Origin of the sequence: Pseudoalteromonas sp. NZS71 (genome assembly GCF_015864715.1) — a bacterium.
Lineage (GTDB): Bacteria > Pseudomonadota > Gammaproteobacteria > Enterobacterales > Alteromonadaceae > Pseudoalteromonas > Pseudoalteromonas arctica.
Genome location: NZ_JADYWS010000009.1, coordinates 61402 through 74787 on the forward strand (window position 1 = coordinate 61402; position 13386 = coordinate 74787).

Genomic DNA, 13386 nt, shown 5'->3' on the forward strand with positions numbered 1-13386 from the left:
TCAAGGTTGACATAAGGGTTCAAAACCCTTAAAAATAAACCTATACAGAATTTTTAATTTAAAAGCAGTGTTTTGCTAAGTAGAGTAAAAACTATGAACACACAAATTAACCTTTTAGTCGTACTCGTACTGGTCTTAGTTATAAGCCCAGCGGGGATGTATTAAAAGGTGATACTGCTTTTTAAAAACCCTCGCACTACGCGGGGGTTTTTTTATGCATAAAAAAAGCGCACAGAGGAATGAGGATGAGCAAACAAGAATATAATGGCTCTGAACTAGTAGTTCAGGCATTAAAAGAGTTAAAGGTAAAATACATATTTGGCTACCCCGGTGGTTCGGTTTTAGACTTATATGATGCACTTTTTCAGCAAGATGATATTGAGCATATATTAGTACGTCATGAACAAGCTGCCACACATATGGCTGATGGTTATGCTCGTGCTACTGGAGACGTTGGTGTTGTACTTGCAACCTCAGGCCCTGGCGCTACAAACTGTATAACGGGTATTGCAACGGCCTACATGGATTCAATTCCTATGGTTGTATTGTCAGGCCAAGTACCTACAAATTTAATTGGTGACGATGCATTCCAAGAAACTGATATTGTTGGCTGTTCTCGCCCTATAGTTAAACACAGCTTTAACTGTAGAAGTGCTAAAGAAATCCCAACAATCTTAGCTAAAGCCTTTTACATAGCCAGTACAGGTCGTCCTGGACCTGTTGTAGTTGAGCTTCCTAAGGATATGCTTAACCCTGCTATAAAGTTTGAATACGAATTTCCTAAAACAACAGAGCTAAGAACATACAGCCCTAATACTAAAGGGCATTCAAAACAAATTCGTAAAGCGGTAACAACTATTCTAGAGGCCAAAAAACTGGTTATCTATTCTGGCGGTGGTATTGTTATTTCAAATACGTCAGAGCAATTAACGCATCTAGTTGAATCGTTAAATGCACCCATTACCAATACACTAATGGGGCTTGGCGGCATATCAGGTGTACATCCAAACTTTGTAGGTATGCTAGGCATGCACGGCACGCTTGAGGCTAACAAAGCAATGGCAAACGCCGATGTGATTTTAGCGCTTGGTGCTCGTTTTGATGATCGAGTAACTAATAACGTTAAAAAGTTTTGTCCAAATGCCACAATTGTACATGTAGATGTAGATCCAACTTCAATTTCAAAAACAATCAAAGCACACATACCAGTTGTAGGTTGTCTAGCAACCGTACTTGAACAACTACAAACGGGTATTGATAAAAGCCCAATTAAAATAGATCGCAGCGCGCAAGAAGATTGGTGGCGCCAAATTATCAGCTGGCGTGAACAAAAATGTTTAAGCTACAACACAGATGGCGACAAAATTAAGCCACAAGCCGTTATTGAAGCTGTTTATAAAGCCACTAATGGCGATGCTTACGTAAGTTCTGACGTTGGTCAGCACCAAATGTTTGCAGCGCAGTATTACCCATTTAAGCATCCTCGTCAGTGGATAAATTCAGGTGGCCTAGGCACTATGGGCTTTGGTTTACCTGCTGCTATGGGCGTAAAATTAGCCTTTCCTGATAAAGAATCTGTATGTATTACGGGTGATGGCTCTATTCAAATGAATATTCAAGAACTATCTACCTGTTTACAGTACAACCTAGCGGTAAAAGTTGTATCACTTAATAACCGCTCTTTAGGTATGGTACGCCAATGGCAAGATATGGTTTACGGCGGTCGTCATTCATCATCTTACATGGACTCGCTGCCTGATTTTGTTAAGTTGGTTGAAAGCTACGGGCATGTGGGTATTAAAGTAAACACACTTGATGAGTTACAACCTGCAATCGATAAAGCTATGAGCATAAACGATCGTTTAGTCTTTTTAGATATTCTTGTAGACGAGAAAGAACATGTATACCCAATGCAAATCAAGTTAGGTGGCATTGATGAGATGTGGTTACGTAAAGGAGTAAAAGCATAATGCGTCGTATTTTATCTATTTTACTGGAAAACGAACCGGGTGCACTGTCGCGTATTGTTGGGCTTTTTTCACAACGTGCATACAACATTGACAGCCTAACTGTGGGCACAACTGATGATCAGTCGTTATCACGTATTACCATTACCACCATGGGTGATGACAGAGTGGTTGAGCAGATCACAAAGCAAGTTAACAAATTAGTCGACGTGCTTAAAATTATCGATTTAACAGAAATGAGTCACATTGAGCGAGAGTTATTGCTTGTTAAGGTATTTGCTCAAGACGAGACGACTCGTGCAGCGGTTACCCGCGTAGTTGATGTGTTTCAGGGTGTTATTTTAGATATGGGCCGACAAAGCTATAGCCTGCAACTAGTGAGCAGTACAGACAAAATAGAATCGTTTTTAGACACACTTCGCCATGAAACCGATATTATTGAAGTTGTACGTTCTGGTGCTGTTGGCATTGGCCGAGGCGATAAAGCCTTAAAAGCATAAATTTATAATATAAAGGCATCAATTGATGTCTTTATTAAACATAAAAAAAAAGAGCTAAATAGCTCTTTTTTTATTTTAATTCGTTAAACCTATTAAGGGTTTACTTGGTCTTTAAGACCTTTACCTGCTTTAAAGCTTGGGATAGTTGCCGCTGCGATTTGGATCTCAGCACCCGTTTGTGGGTTACGGCCAGTGCGAGCTGCACGTTCTTTTACTGAGAAAGTACCAAAACCAACTAATGCTACTGAATCACCTTCTTTTAAAGAAGAAGTTACAGCACCTGTAAACGCGTCAAGAGCACGAGTAGCAGCGGCTTTAGAGATTTCTGCATCAGTAGCAATTTTTTCAACTAATTGAGCTTTATTCATTGTTAGATTCCTATTCGTTATTATTTTGCCTTCGCAAAACCTATCTTTATGCATTTTTAAAGAGTTAGCAACAGCAAATTGCATTTTTTGCTTAAATTCTTAAAAAATGAGTAAAATTTAAATAATTCTCGGTAGAATACAGCGTGTTGGGTTAACAAAGACTTAATTTGAGTACAATTTTGGCGCAAGTTAAGCAACTGGGTAAATAAGCTATATTTTTTCGATAACTAAGGTCACTTCCCCGACCTCGACTCCAAACTTAACAATAGATGTGCGGTTTATCAAGCGCGATTGTGTAACCAGGTACATCCAATCGTCAAAATTCACTTCTAAAGTACTGCCATCGTATGGAAGCTCTACATCATAATTCCAATGAAATACGCTGCCGTCACTTTTGCCTTTTGCTGTACCTATAACATCAGCTGCCGACCCCGTTAAACTATTGTCTTCATTTAACGTTATTTTCCAAATTCGCTTTTGGGTTTCGCCATCATCATAAACAAAGTCTTCTTCAATAACGCCCTGGTTACCGTCCCAAGTCGCATTCATATCTACGACAAGCTTTCGGGTCAATTCGCCTTTAAAGTCTTGTACAACACCATAGGCTTTCAAATTTCCGCTAAAAAACGTTTTAAAGTCGAAATTTGGCGATGTATTTTTATAATGTTCAACATTTGGTGCCGAACAGCTAATTAAAAGTAGAGCCGAGAGGCTCATAACAGCTGCTTTTAACGTGTTTAATATGTTCATATTAATTCCCTAATAATTGCTTTCGTAATTTTGGCTCAGAAGTTTTTTCATCAAGCCAAATAGCTAAAAAGTCACTCGAAAATTGAGGTTCATCAATTTCACCCATTTTTTCATCATTATGATAAAAAGTGCTCATACCTTGCTCATTTGTCACTAATGTTAGTGAGTCACCCTTTTTTATATCAGGCCAAATAGACAACAATTTACTGTCGTATTTATCTGCCAGCCCTGTTTTTCCAAGATGTTCCCACTGCTCATTTGTTGCTTTTACTATTTCTTTAGCGTCAAAGTCACGTAAATAGGTAAGCTTAAACTTAACAGGATGTGTTTCTGCGCTGTAATTACCTGAAGGGGTAAATAGCACGGCGTCATATACATCCCAAAATAAATACTCCATTCGTGCTTCGCCTACTTTATTAAATTGTGTGTTAGCTAAAACAATTGAAGTTGTAAGCAAATAAAAAGTAACTGCCTTTAGTAAAAATTTCAAAATAAACTCCCTTTGAGTCAATGGGTAATGTTACGAAATAGAAATTGTGGACGATCAGCGATTGATGAATAACTTGATTTTTTGGTTTATAAAAAGAATAACAGTAAATACTGTAGACCAAAGCGCGCCGTAAACGAGCCAGAATTGCCATAAAGGGAACCCTAAATTTATTACTTCAAAGCGTGCTCCAGCCCAATAACTTGCTGGCGCAAAAGCCATGCATACTAAAAAGGCCTGCCAAAGCTTTAATTTGCTCAAAAAAACCATAGAGGTATTTAAAGAAAGTAATAATGCAGCCCATAAAAAGACGAGCCATAGAGGGAAGGGATAAACTTTAAATTCTAACAAGCCTAACTTTACCGCTATAAATTCTAACAATAGTGCTAAAGGTAGGGCTTTAATTAGTAGTAAGGAGTCTTGTTTTTTCTGCTTTGACAAACAAAACATTAAAACAATAATCAAGCCACTAAAAAGTAGCGAATTGGCTTCAAGCAGCAATGATAAAAACCACACTGCTTGAAATAAAATAAAATTAGTAACCGAGCGCAATATCATCGTTATCACTAGTAAAACGAGGTTTACGCGCCATTAAATGTACCGTACTTGTTGCTCTCGCTCTAAACGCACCTTCGCAATAAGCAAAATAAAATAACCATAAACGATAAAAGCGTTCATCAAATTTAGAGCGGTCTAAATCAGGCCAACTTTTTATAAAACGAGTTCGCCAATCTGCTAATGTTCGTGCGTAGTGAGCGCCAATATCATTAACAGTATGAATAACCATATCGGTATTATTTTTAATCTGCTCACTCATTTCGTTAAGCGATGGCAAACATCCACCCGGAAAAATATACTGTTGGATAAAGTCAGAATTTTTTAAGTAGTGCTTATAACGCTGATCGCCAATAGTAATTGCTTGTATAAGCATGGCGCCATCGTCTTTTAGGAGCTCACCACACTGAGTGAAAAAGCTCGGCAAATAATCATGACCCACTGCTTCTATCATTTCAATAGAAACAAGCTTGTCGTATTTACCTTTTAGTAGTCTGTAATCGAGCTTGAGTAATGTTATTTTACTTTCAAGACCAAGTTCAACAATCTTGTTAGCTACATAATCATGTTGCTCATCAGATATGGTTGTTGTTGTTACATGGCAATCGTAATGTGTGGCCGCATATATAGCAAATGCCCCCCACCCTGTACCAATTTCAATTACTGAATCATTTTTTTGAAGCTCAACTTGCTCACAAATGCGTTTAAGCTTGTATTGCTGAGCCTCTTCAAGTGTGGCTTCTTTTGTAGGATATACAGCACTTGAATAAAGCATTTCTTTACTTAAAAATGATTCGTACAAATCATTACCTAAGTCGTAATGAGCAACAATATTTTTCTTAGATCCCGATTCTGAATTTTTGTTTTTTATGTGATTAAATCGGTGTGCGATATTACTAAAAAATGCGAATTTTTTTTCAAACTCATCGAGTTGCTTTTCGTTTATAGCAAATATCTCAATGAATGAAGTTAAGTTGTCACAAGACCAGTGCCCCAAAATATACGCTTCGCCAGCGCCAACACTCCCAGATAATGCAAATGCTTTATACATAGCTTTATCATTAACTGTAACGGTTGTTTTTAGATCAGAAAACGTATCACCAAAAACAGTTCTTTCGTTGCCTTCGATAAGCACTATTTGACCTGTTTCGATTGATGAAAAGGCTTTAGTTACTAATTTTTTATATATATTAGTTAACCAATTTGTGCTTTGTTCGCAATTTAAGCTCGACACTTTATCCATTAAAATACCTATTAATTGTCCTGACTACCTATGTGCTTTATGGCTTACCTGAGTGGCCTAAAAAAGGCACTCGCTTTATAAACAACTTTAATGCTTGATAATAAATACCTTTGAAAATAGACCATGTCATGGCCGGAAAACGTTTAAACAACTTATTAATCTCTTCGTTAGTGAGTTCTTTACGTTTTAAGCGAAGTGTTGCATCAAATAATAACTCTTCATTTTTCTTATTTTCAATGTGTATCAATGTTTTATCAGGCGATTGTTTAACATGCCAATGATAGTTCATATCTAGATTCATAAAAGGTGATACGGAAAAAACCTTCTTAAAGTTCACTTTTTTTTCTAAAGGGACTAAATAATAATGACGTTCGTTCCAGGGTGTATTACTCACTTCAGCAATCATGTACTTAAAACGAGTGTCGTTGTGGCCAAAGAAGTAAAAATTAACAGGGCTAAAATACACCCCAAAACAACGAAGTTGCCCAAGCATATAAACATGAGTAAAGGTTTCAGTAATACCTAAATTGGTAAGTTGATCATGCGCACGCTCAATAAGAGGTCGTTTAGCACGCTTTGAGGGGTCTTTAAGATAATCAGCTTCATTAAATTTTAACGCTTTTAAGCCTGACGTACCTATGTGTTTATGCACACCATTTAGTTGCTGAGGATTATTTAAATCTACCCACATCATATACAAAGGGTAACTAAAACGATGTTCTTTAACAGCAAAACGGCGATGTTTTACATCGCCTAAATACACTGCACTAGTCAAATTCGACCCCAAGTTGCTTGGCTACATCTACACCACTGTGTACGCCATCTTCATGAAAACCATTGTACCAATAAGCACCACAAAAATAACTATTGTTTTGTCCATCAATACTGTGTTTAAGCTTTTGAGCAGCAATTGACTCTTGGTTAAATACAGGGTGATGATAAGTAAACTCGCGCAAAATTTTACTTTGGCTTATTCCTTCAAGGTGATTAAGCGTTACACAAAACTGTGTATCCGACTGTATGCCTTGCAAAATATTCATTTGGTAAGTAACAACAGCTGCTTTATCAGTGTTGTTATTAAGTAGGTAGTTCCAACTTGCCCATGCCGCTTTTCTATCAGGTAAAAGGTTTGTATCGGTGTGCAGCACAACTGAGTTCTCAGTGTAAGCTATTGCACCCAATACTGACTTTTCTTGCTCAGTCGCATCACCAAGTAGTGCAAGCGCCTGATCTGAATGACAAGCAAATATTACTTTATCAAATTTACTTAATTCACCATTGGCAAACTCTATTGTTACTTCATCATTTTGACGCGTAACAGATTTAATATCTGTATTAAGTTTAATTTTATCAGCAAAGCCTCTGATCAGTGGCTTAATATACTGACGAGAGCCACCTGGTACCACATACCACTGTGGTCTGTTTGTTACATCTAAAAGGCCATGATTAAAGAAAAACTTAACAAAAAATTCAACGCCTACATTCTCCATTTCTTTAATACTGGTAGACCAAATAGCCGCGCCCATAGGAAGAATATAATGGTATTTAAAAAAGTCATTAAAGTGATTGTCACTAAGCAGTTGCCCTAATGATTGATCAGCTTGGTAATTATCTTTTTCATGTAGTGCTTTACACAGTTTATTAAACCTAACAATGTCGTACAATAATCGCCAAAACTTAGGTCTAAAAATATTACGACGCTGTGCAAATAGGCTTGTAAACGTATGGCCATTGTATTCAAAGCCCGTAGCTTCGTTATGAACACTAAAGCTCATTTGTGTTTCTTGTTTATTTACACCAATACGCGATAGTAACTTTTCAAAGTATGGGTATGTTCTGTCATTAAATACAATGAAACCAGTATCAATCGCGTACTTAATACCACCAACATTTACATCAACTGTTGCAGTGTGGCCACCTATGTAATCATTTTTTTCAAATACGGTTACATCATAATGTTTGTGAAGCAAATGCCCACATGTTAAACCAGATACACCAGTTCCTATTATTGCTATTTTTTTCAACGGGCTAATCCTTTTGCGATTTTAAGCCAAATTGGGAGTGGTAAAATACGTAATGCTTTTAATATAAGTGTAAAACGGTACGGAAAGTGAACATCTTTTCGGCGCTTATGTATTCCCTTAATCATATAGTCTGCGGCTTTTTCAGCGGTAACAGCCATAGGCATCGGGAAATCATTTTTATTAGTAAGCGGAGTTTTCACAAAGCCAGGGTGAACTAAAGTCACATCAACATCATCTAAATCAACAGCTAAGCTTTTTGCTAAGTAACTTACACCCGCTTTTGATGCACCATAAGCTTCTGAACGAGGTAGCGCAAGGTAGGTAACACTTGAGCTGACCAAAACAAGCTGACCACCTGAATTTATTTTAGGAAGTAGCGCCTCAAGGCAATACCCCATAGAGAGTAAATTTACGTTTATTACACGCTCAAACAATGCACTATCAAAATTTCGCGCGTCATCTATGTATTCACAATTACCGGCGTTTAAAATAACACGGTCAAAATGAGGAAAGCCAATAGTAGACTCTTTAATGTCTTGTAGATTAGTTGCATCAAATTTACACGCTTGAATATTGTCGTATTTAGCAAGCTCAGCGAGCTTTTCACTATTACGGCCACAAGCAATAACAGTGTCTCCCAACTGCGCATATTTAATTGCTAACTGCTCACCAATACCAGAAGTAGCACCCGTTATAAGTGTGATCATAATTAACCTGCCCTTTTATCAATTAGCTTTATAACGCTACCAAGTAAAGGAATGTGTTTGTATAACAACTCGCCCATATTAAAGTAGTCTCTGTGCTTGATAATTTTGCCATTTTCAAAAATAAGCTTGCTATGACCTTCTACCGAAATAGTTTTACCTGATGAAAGCTTTGGATGTGCATAGTGCATAGTCCAATAAATAAAAGCATTGTTTCCGCTATTAAACGAATCACTAATATCAAACTGGCAATGCTTAACATTGCTATATAAGTTAGCAAAGTACCTGCGCAATTCTACAATGCCGTTAATTTCATGCATTGGGTCTATAAACTGTATGTCGTCACAGTAAATATCACTCAATAAATCAAGATTAGTGCTATCAAGCTGTTGGTATATTTCAACAAATTTATCTACTGGTAACTGGTTATCCATATCACACCTTAAATGCAGCAAGTGCACGTTCTCGTGCCGCTTTATGATCAACTATTGCTGGCCAGTAACATTCCTTATCTTTACCTATTGCGGCTAAATAAGTGTGTGGAAAATGAATGTGTTTATCTGGCACGTTTTCAAGCTCTGGCAAATACTTACGGATAAACTTGCCAGTTGGATCAAAGCGCTCGCTTTGTCTGATAGGGTTAAAAACTCTAAAGTAAGGCTGAGCATCACACCCGGTACTTGCAGCCCACTGCCAGCCACCATTATTTGAGGCTAAATCGCCATCAATTAGGTGCTGCATAAAAAAGCGCTCACCTTCGCGCCAGTCTATTAATAAATGCTTAGTTAAAAAGCTCGCAACAACCATACGTAAACGATTGTGCATCCAACCGGTTTGCTTTAATTGTAGCATTGCAGCATCCACTAACGGATAACCTGTTCGCCCTTCACACCATGCTGTAAATTCATTTTCGCTTTTACGCCACACTACGTCGTTATACTTTTCGTTAAAGTTGTCACCGCGCGAAAGCTTCGGAAATTCAGCAATCAAATGCCTGTAAAATTCGCGCCAAACAAGCTCGTTAATCCACGTAAACGTTTTACTTTTTGACGTAGTTAAAATATCAGGATAACGCTGCTGAATATTAATAAGCAGCTGTTTTGTGCTTACAATACCAAGTGCTAAATACGGGCTTAAACCTGATGTGCCTTTTACGCTGGGTATATCACGCTGATCGTCGTAGCTTGTAAGTTTGTCACATATAAAGTTATCGACCACGGTTGCTAGTGTTTCGTCGTCAACCGGCCACTTATCTGAGCATCCATCACTTTTTAGTAAGTCGCTTTCATCAAATTTTATTGGATCAGAAGTTAAAGGCCATTGAGGCAAACTAAAGTGTGTATCTTGATACTGCTTTAACCATGCTCGCTTAAATGGAGTAAACACTTTATACATTTCATTACTTTGATTTTTAACCGTTCCAACAGGTGCAATTAAATCACCTTCGTACAAAGTAAAAGTAATTGAAAGCTCATCGCATTCGTGCAAAATTGCTTTATCGCGGTTTACTTCATTAAGCTCATATTCTGTATTAGCAATTACGTGTTTTACATCGTTTGATTTACAAAAATCAATAAGCTCACGCGTACAATCACAAAAGCTTGGCGCTTCAATAACATGTAAAGTAATGCCGTAATCAGCAAGCTGAGATTGAAGATAAGTAACTCGGCGCTTGAGTAAGTCAATCTGAATAGGCGCAGTTTGGTGCTGTTGCCACTGTTTTTCAGACACAAAAAAAATGGCGTGTTTAGCGCCATTATTTAGCGCTTGAATTAACGCTTCGTTAGAAAAAAGGCGCAAATCGCGCCTAAACCAAAATAATGTATCCATCAAATACCAAATCGTAGTTTTAAATCGTGAGGGTAAGGGTTAAAAAACACTTGTTTTTCAAGGTACTCATTTGGGTGAACCTTCAAATGATGTTTTAACAAGGTAAGTGGTACATACAATGGCACCAAACCTTCGCGGTATTCATCTATCGCATCACGAAGTTCTTGTTTTTCAACCTTCGATAAATCTGTTTTAAAGTAACCTTGTAAATGCATTAGCGTGTTGCAATTATTTCTGCGAGAAGCTGGCTTTTTAAGACCCGTCATCAAACCTAGAATATATTCATCTGCAACTGCATTTATATCGTCACCTACATAAGTCCCCAGCAGGTTACCCAAATCACGATAAGCTTGATAGTTATGAGCCATCAACAAGTACTTATACTGAGAGTGAAATTGAGTAAGCTTATGAACCGTAAGCGGCTCTTGTGCTAATTTTTGCCAGTTTTTAAATACGTAAATTCTCATTACAAAGTTTTCACGTAAATGCATGTCATTTAAACGTCCGTTTTCTTCACATGGCAATAATGGGTTGTGCTTCATTATTTGCTCAGCAAAAAAACCAACGCCTTCTGAGGTATTACCTGTTCCTGCTTCGTTGTATATTTTAATGCGCTCCATGCCGCAGCTTGGGCTTTTTGCACAAAATACAAATCCGCTTAATTCTTTAGCTTGTTCAGTTGCAACTTTTTTACCATATTCAGTAAGTTGTTGGCCTACTTCGCCGGTGCCATCTGGGCGGCATACTTTAATAGTATCGCCCACTTTAACTTGGCGAATAGTTGGACGAGGTATTGGTAAACCAACAGCTACTTCCGGACAAAACCGTGTGTATTCAACGTGTTTACCTAGCTCGTCCATACAAAAATTTGACTTTTTATGTCCTGTGTCAAATCTAACTTTTTCGCCTGCTAAGCAGGCGCTTATACCTATTTTTATTATATCTGTATGCATATATTCTCTTAGTAAATCAAATTACCTATTGGATTTAGTAACTTGCTGAAGCCCTTATTAAAATGTAGCGCACTACTGACAACTGTAAAGCATAAACATCCATCTTTCGTTAAAGGTGTGTGTTGATGACTACCATCTTGCCAAATAAAGTCGCCTGGTACGTAATTACCATCTTCATCACTAAACTCACCGTCTAGTAGTAAAGTAACTTCAAATCCAGTATGTGTATGCTCAGGAATTTCGCCACCGGCATCAATATGTAGCAAGCTAGAACGCAGCGCACCATCATCAAGCGAAACGCGAGATCGTGCCAGCTTACCAACTTGTGTAAATTTGCTATGAGAAATACGTGTTAAAGCACGTGGAAGCTGATAGTTATGCTCATTCACTTTAATAGAGACAGGCTCTACTTCGTAAACTTCATCAATAGAATCATCAGACATGATCATATCAAGTACATTTAGTTCAAATTCTTCAAGTAAATCAGATTTCTCAGTTTGAGGTTTCTCAAATTGAGCAGGCTCTTCACTAAATAATGCGTTTGCATTACTTGCTTCAATTTTAGCTACTTTAGCTTGGCACACAGGGCACATGTCTACGTGAATAGAAACGGCTAAACTCAATGATGTAGCAAGTGATGCATCGCAATACTGTGTCAGTAAAGTTTCACTCGGGTGATGTTTAATCATGCTGATCTCCCATTTCATTACGTAATTTTTGCAAGGCCAAACGTAACCGTGATTTTACCGTGCCTACTGGAATATTAAGTTGATGTGCAAGTTGCTCTTGCGACATATCTTGAAAATAAACGCCTCTTACCACTTCGCGTTGAGCAATTGGTAATTTGTCTAAATAGCGCTTAATTTGCTTATCTTCTAAATGATCACTGTATTCGTGATGCGTATCTTGTGAGTCGTTTAGTAACGGCCAAATATCTTCGCTTATATTTTCTTCTTTATTACTTTTCATTTTACGAAGCATATCGAACGAAGCGTTACGCATAACGGTATAAACCCACGTAGTAGCAGCGCCTTTTTCACTATGATACAAATGTGCTTTACGCCAAACAGACGTTAATGTTTCTTGCACAAGCTCCATGGCTTGGGCTTCAACACCAAACTGCTTAATTCCAAAGCGCTTAATTTTTGGCGCAAAGTATTCAAATAAATATGAAAACGCTTTTTTATCGCGTGATTGCGCAACATCTATAAGCGCTTGCATGAGCTCTTTACTCGGCGTTTCTGGCATGGCAGTGTACTTACCTGTATTAGGTTCACAACGTGGTGACTGTTGTTGACTTACCATAATAATTTATCCCGTTATTGCTTTTGTATTAAGTAATACGGGCAATAATTAATTTAGGATCATAAAATTTAGGCAAATTCGTTATTAATCACAGTATGGAGGAAATTCAGTAAGTTATCAAAATTCGTTTCAAATGCAAGTTGCTGTTTTTTCTCAATAGAAACAGGTAGGAGTTCTAGCCAACGTGCTGCAATCCATGGAAGCTTGTCAAAATGAGTTTTCTTGTACAACAAATTAAGTTCCGGATTACCTTGAAACACGTTTTTAAGCGCGTCGTGTAATAGGTAATGTTCACCAATTTGGTTGTTAGAATTTTTGTACCAATACGGCGTATTACAAGGCGATACTAGGCCATGACGTAATTCGTCTTCGTCTTGATAAACATCATTAATTTGCACATTTTGCGATGCAAATACATCAATTAATAATACATCGTTATCGTCTTGGTCAAAATCAATAATATCAACAAGGCAACCTTGCGCACTTATATTAAAAGGCGTGTCATGCTCGAACGTACAAAGCACAAACCCTGTATTATTTTTTAATGCGGTTTTAACCATATTTAAGTAGCGAGGCTCAAATATGCGTAATCGCGTATAACCTTCAGGTAACATAAAAATGGGTAATGGAAAAATCGCACGTTTCATAAAGTCTACTTATTTCAAACACTCTGCCTTTATTTACGTGCGCTTTTGCTAAG

Annotated in this window: 16 protein-coding genes; 2 read left to right on the top strand and 14 right to left on the bottom strand. The window is 37.6% G+C overall.

The features are described from left to right. Positions 1–245 precede the first annotated feature (245 nt). Positions 246–1970: an acetolactate synthase 3 large subunit gene (locus I6E85_RS07775; protein ID WP_024609159.1), complete on the top strand. Its 1725-nt coding sequence runs from the start codon at positions 246–248 to the stop codon at positions 1968–1970. After that, positions 1970–2467, top strand: coding sequence for an acetolactate synthase small subunit (gene ilvN, locus I6E85_RS07780; protein WP_007580691.1), 498 nt, complete (start codon positions 1970–1972; stop codon positions 2465–2467). Before I6E85_RS07775 ends, ilvN begins: the two co-directional genes overlap by 1 nt. Before the next feature lie 92 nt (positions 2468–2559). On the opposite strand, the gene I6E85_RS07785 is transcribed toward ilvN, so the two are convergent. The 14 genes from I6E85_RS07785 to I6E85_RS07850 all read right to left on the bottom strand — a co-directional run bounded on the left by I6E85_RS07785 (position 2560) and on the right by I6E85_RS07850 (position 13333). Next, positions 2560–2835: an HU family DNA-binding protein gene (locus I6E85_RS07785; RefSeq protein ID WP_002962474.1), complete on the bottom strand. Its 276-nt coding sequence runs from the start codon at positions 2833–2835 to the stop codon at positions 2560–2562. A gap of 210 nt (positions 2836–3045) precedes the next feature. Further along, positions 3046–3585 carry a DUF3833 domain-containing protein gene (locus I6E85_RS07790; protein ID WP_024609160.1) on the bottom strand — a complete coding sequence of 180 codons (540 nt, stop codon included), beginning with the start codon at positions 3583–3585 and terminating at the stop codon, positions 3046–3048. Between the two features lies 1 nt (position 3586). Next, positions 3587–4075 (bottom strand): chalcone isomerase family protein, encoded by a 489-nt coding sequence (locus I6E85_RS07795; RefSeq protein ID WP_024609161.1) that lies wholly within the window; start codon positions 4073–4075, stop codon positions 3587–3589. A 54-nt stretch (positions 4076–4129) separates the two neighbouring features. Next, positions 4130–4630, bottom strand: a complete 501-nt coding sequence (locus I6E85_RS07800; RefSeq protein ID WP_197236788.1) for a DUF2878 domain-containing protein — start codon at positions 4628–4630, stop codon at positions 4130–4132. Next, a complete protein-coding gene (locus I6E85_RS07805) occupies positions 4608–5870 on the bottom strand; it encodes a cyclopropane-fatty-acyl-phospholipid synthase family protein (RefSeq protein WP_101163367.1) in 1263 nt (420 codons plus the stop codon). The genes I6E85_RS07800 and I6E85_RS07805 overlap by 23 nt, the downstream gene beginning before the upstream one ends. Before the next feature lie 37 nt (positions 5871–5907). Further along, a complete protein-coding gene (locus I6E85_RS07810; protein ID WP_024591085.1) occupies positions 5908–6645 on the bottom strand; it encodes a DUF1365 domain-containing protein in 738 nt (245 codons plus the stop codon). Continuing rightward, positions 6638–7894, bottom strand: a complete 1257-nt coding sequence (locus I6E85_RS07815) for an NAD(P)/FAD-dependent oxidoreductase (protein WP_197236789.1) — start codon at positions 7892–7894, stop codon at positions 6638–6640. Before I6E85_RS07815 ends, I6E85_RS07810 begins: the two co-directional genes overlap by 8 nt. Beyond that, positions 7891–8601 carry an SDR family NAD(P)-dependent oxidoreductase gene (locus I6E85_RS07820; RefSeq protein ID WP_024591087.1) on the bottom strand — a complete coding sequence of 237 codons (711 nt, stop codon included), beginning with the start codon at positions 8599–8601 and terminating at the stop codon, positions 7891–7893. Before I6E85_RS07820 ends, I6E85_RS07815 begins: the two co-directional genes overlap by 4 nt. Positions 8602–8603: 2 nt before the next feature. Further along, a complete protein-coding gene (locus tag I6E85_RS07825; RefSeq protein ID WP_024591088.1) occupies positions 8604–9032 on the bottom strand; it encodes a nuclear transport factor 2 family protein in 429 nt (142 codons plus the stop codon). A gap of 1 nt (position 9033) precedes the next feature. Next, positions 9034–10428: a deoxyribodipyrimidine photo-lyase gene (gene phrB, locus I6E85_RS07830; protein WP_024591089.1), complete on the bottom strand. Its 1395-nt coding sequence runs from the start codon at positions 10426–10428 to the stop codon at positions 9034–9036. Next, complete coding sequence (locus I6E85_RS07835) at positions 10428–11381, bottom strand: DUF523 and DUF1722 domain-containing protein (RefSeq protein WP_024591090.1); 954 nt, start codon at positions 11379–11381, stop codon at positions 10428–10430. The genes phrB and I6E85_RS07835 overlap by 1 nt, the downstream gene beginning before the upstream one ends. Positions 11382–11389: 8 nt before the next feature. Continuing rightward, positions 11390–12070: a ChrR family anti-sigma-E factor gene (locus I6E85_RS07840; protein WP_024591091.1), complete on the bottom strand. Its 681-nt coding sequence runs from the start codon at positions 12068–12070 to the stop codon at positions 11390–11392. Beyond that, positions 12063–12686 carry a sigma-70 family RNA polymerase sigma factor gene (locus I6E85_RS07845; protein WP_010552978.1) on the bottom strand — a complete coding sequence of 208 codons (624 nt, stop codon included), beginning with the start codon at positions 12684–12686 and terminating at the stop codon, positions 12063–12065. Before I6E85_RS07845 ends, I6E85_RS07840 begins: the two co-directional genes overlap by 8 nt. 68 nt (positions 12687–12754) lie before the next feature. Further along, positions 12755–13333: an LON peptidase substrate-binding domain-containing protein gene (locus tag I6E85_RS07850; RefSeq protein ID WP_121955582.1), complete on the bottom strand. Its 579-nt coding sequence runs from the start codon at positions 13331–13333 to the stop codon at positions 12755–12757. Positions 13334–13386 lie beyond the last annotated feature (53 nt).

Coding starts and splice junctions, on each gene's coding strand:
- I6E85_RS07840 (WP_024591091.1), bottom strand. CDS start 12,070: ATGATTAAACATCACCCGAGTGAAACTTTACTGACACAGTATTGCGAT.
- I6E85_RS07790 (WP_024609160.1), bottom strand. CDS start 3,585: ATGAACATATTAAACACGTTAAAAGCAGCTGTTATGAGCCTCTCGGCT.
- I6E85_RS07785 (WP_002962474.1), bottom strand. CDS start 2,835: ATGAATAAAGCTCAATTAGTTGAAAAAATTGCTACTGATGCAGAAATC.
- I6E85_RS07825 (WP_024591088.1), bottom strand. CDS start 9,032: ATGGATAACCAGTTACCAGTAGATAAATTTGTTGAAATATACCAACAG.
- I6E85_RS07800 (WP_197236788.1), bottom strand. CDS start 4,630: ATGATATTGCGCTCGGTTACTAATTTTATTTTATTTCAAGCAGTGTGG.
- I6E85_RS07775 (WP_024609159.1), top strand. CDS start 246: ATGAGCAAACAAGAATATAATGGCTCTGAACTAGTAGTTCAGGCATTA.
- I6E85_RS07845 (WP_010552978.1), bottom strand. CDS start 12,686: ATGGTAAGTCAACAACAGTCACCACGTTGTGAACCTAATACAGGTAAG.
- I6E85_RS07820 (WP_024591087.1), bottom strand. CDS start 8,601: ATGATCACACTTATAACGGGTGCTACTTCTGGTATTGGTGAGCAGTTA.
- ilvN (WP_007580691.1), top strand. CDS start 1,970: ATGCGTCGTATTTTATCTATTTTACTGGAAAACGAACCGGGTGCACTG.
- phrB (WP_024591089.1), bottom strand. CDS start 10,428: ATGGATACATTATTTTGGTTTAGGCGCGATTTGCGCCTTTTTTCTAAC.
- I6E85_RS07805 (WP_101163367.1), bottom strand. CDS start 5,870: ATGGATAAAGTGTCGAGCTTAAATTGCGAACAAAGCACAAATTGGTTA.
- I6E85_RS07835 (WP_024591090.1), bottom strand. CDS start 11,381: ATGCATACAGATATAATAAAAATAGGTATAAGCGCCTGCTTAGCAGGC.
- I6E85_RS07850 (WP_121955582.1), bottom strand. CDS start 13,333: ATGAAACGTGCGATTTTTCCATTACCCATTTTTATGTTACCTGAAGGT.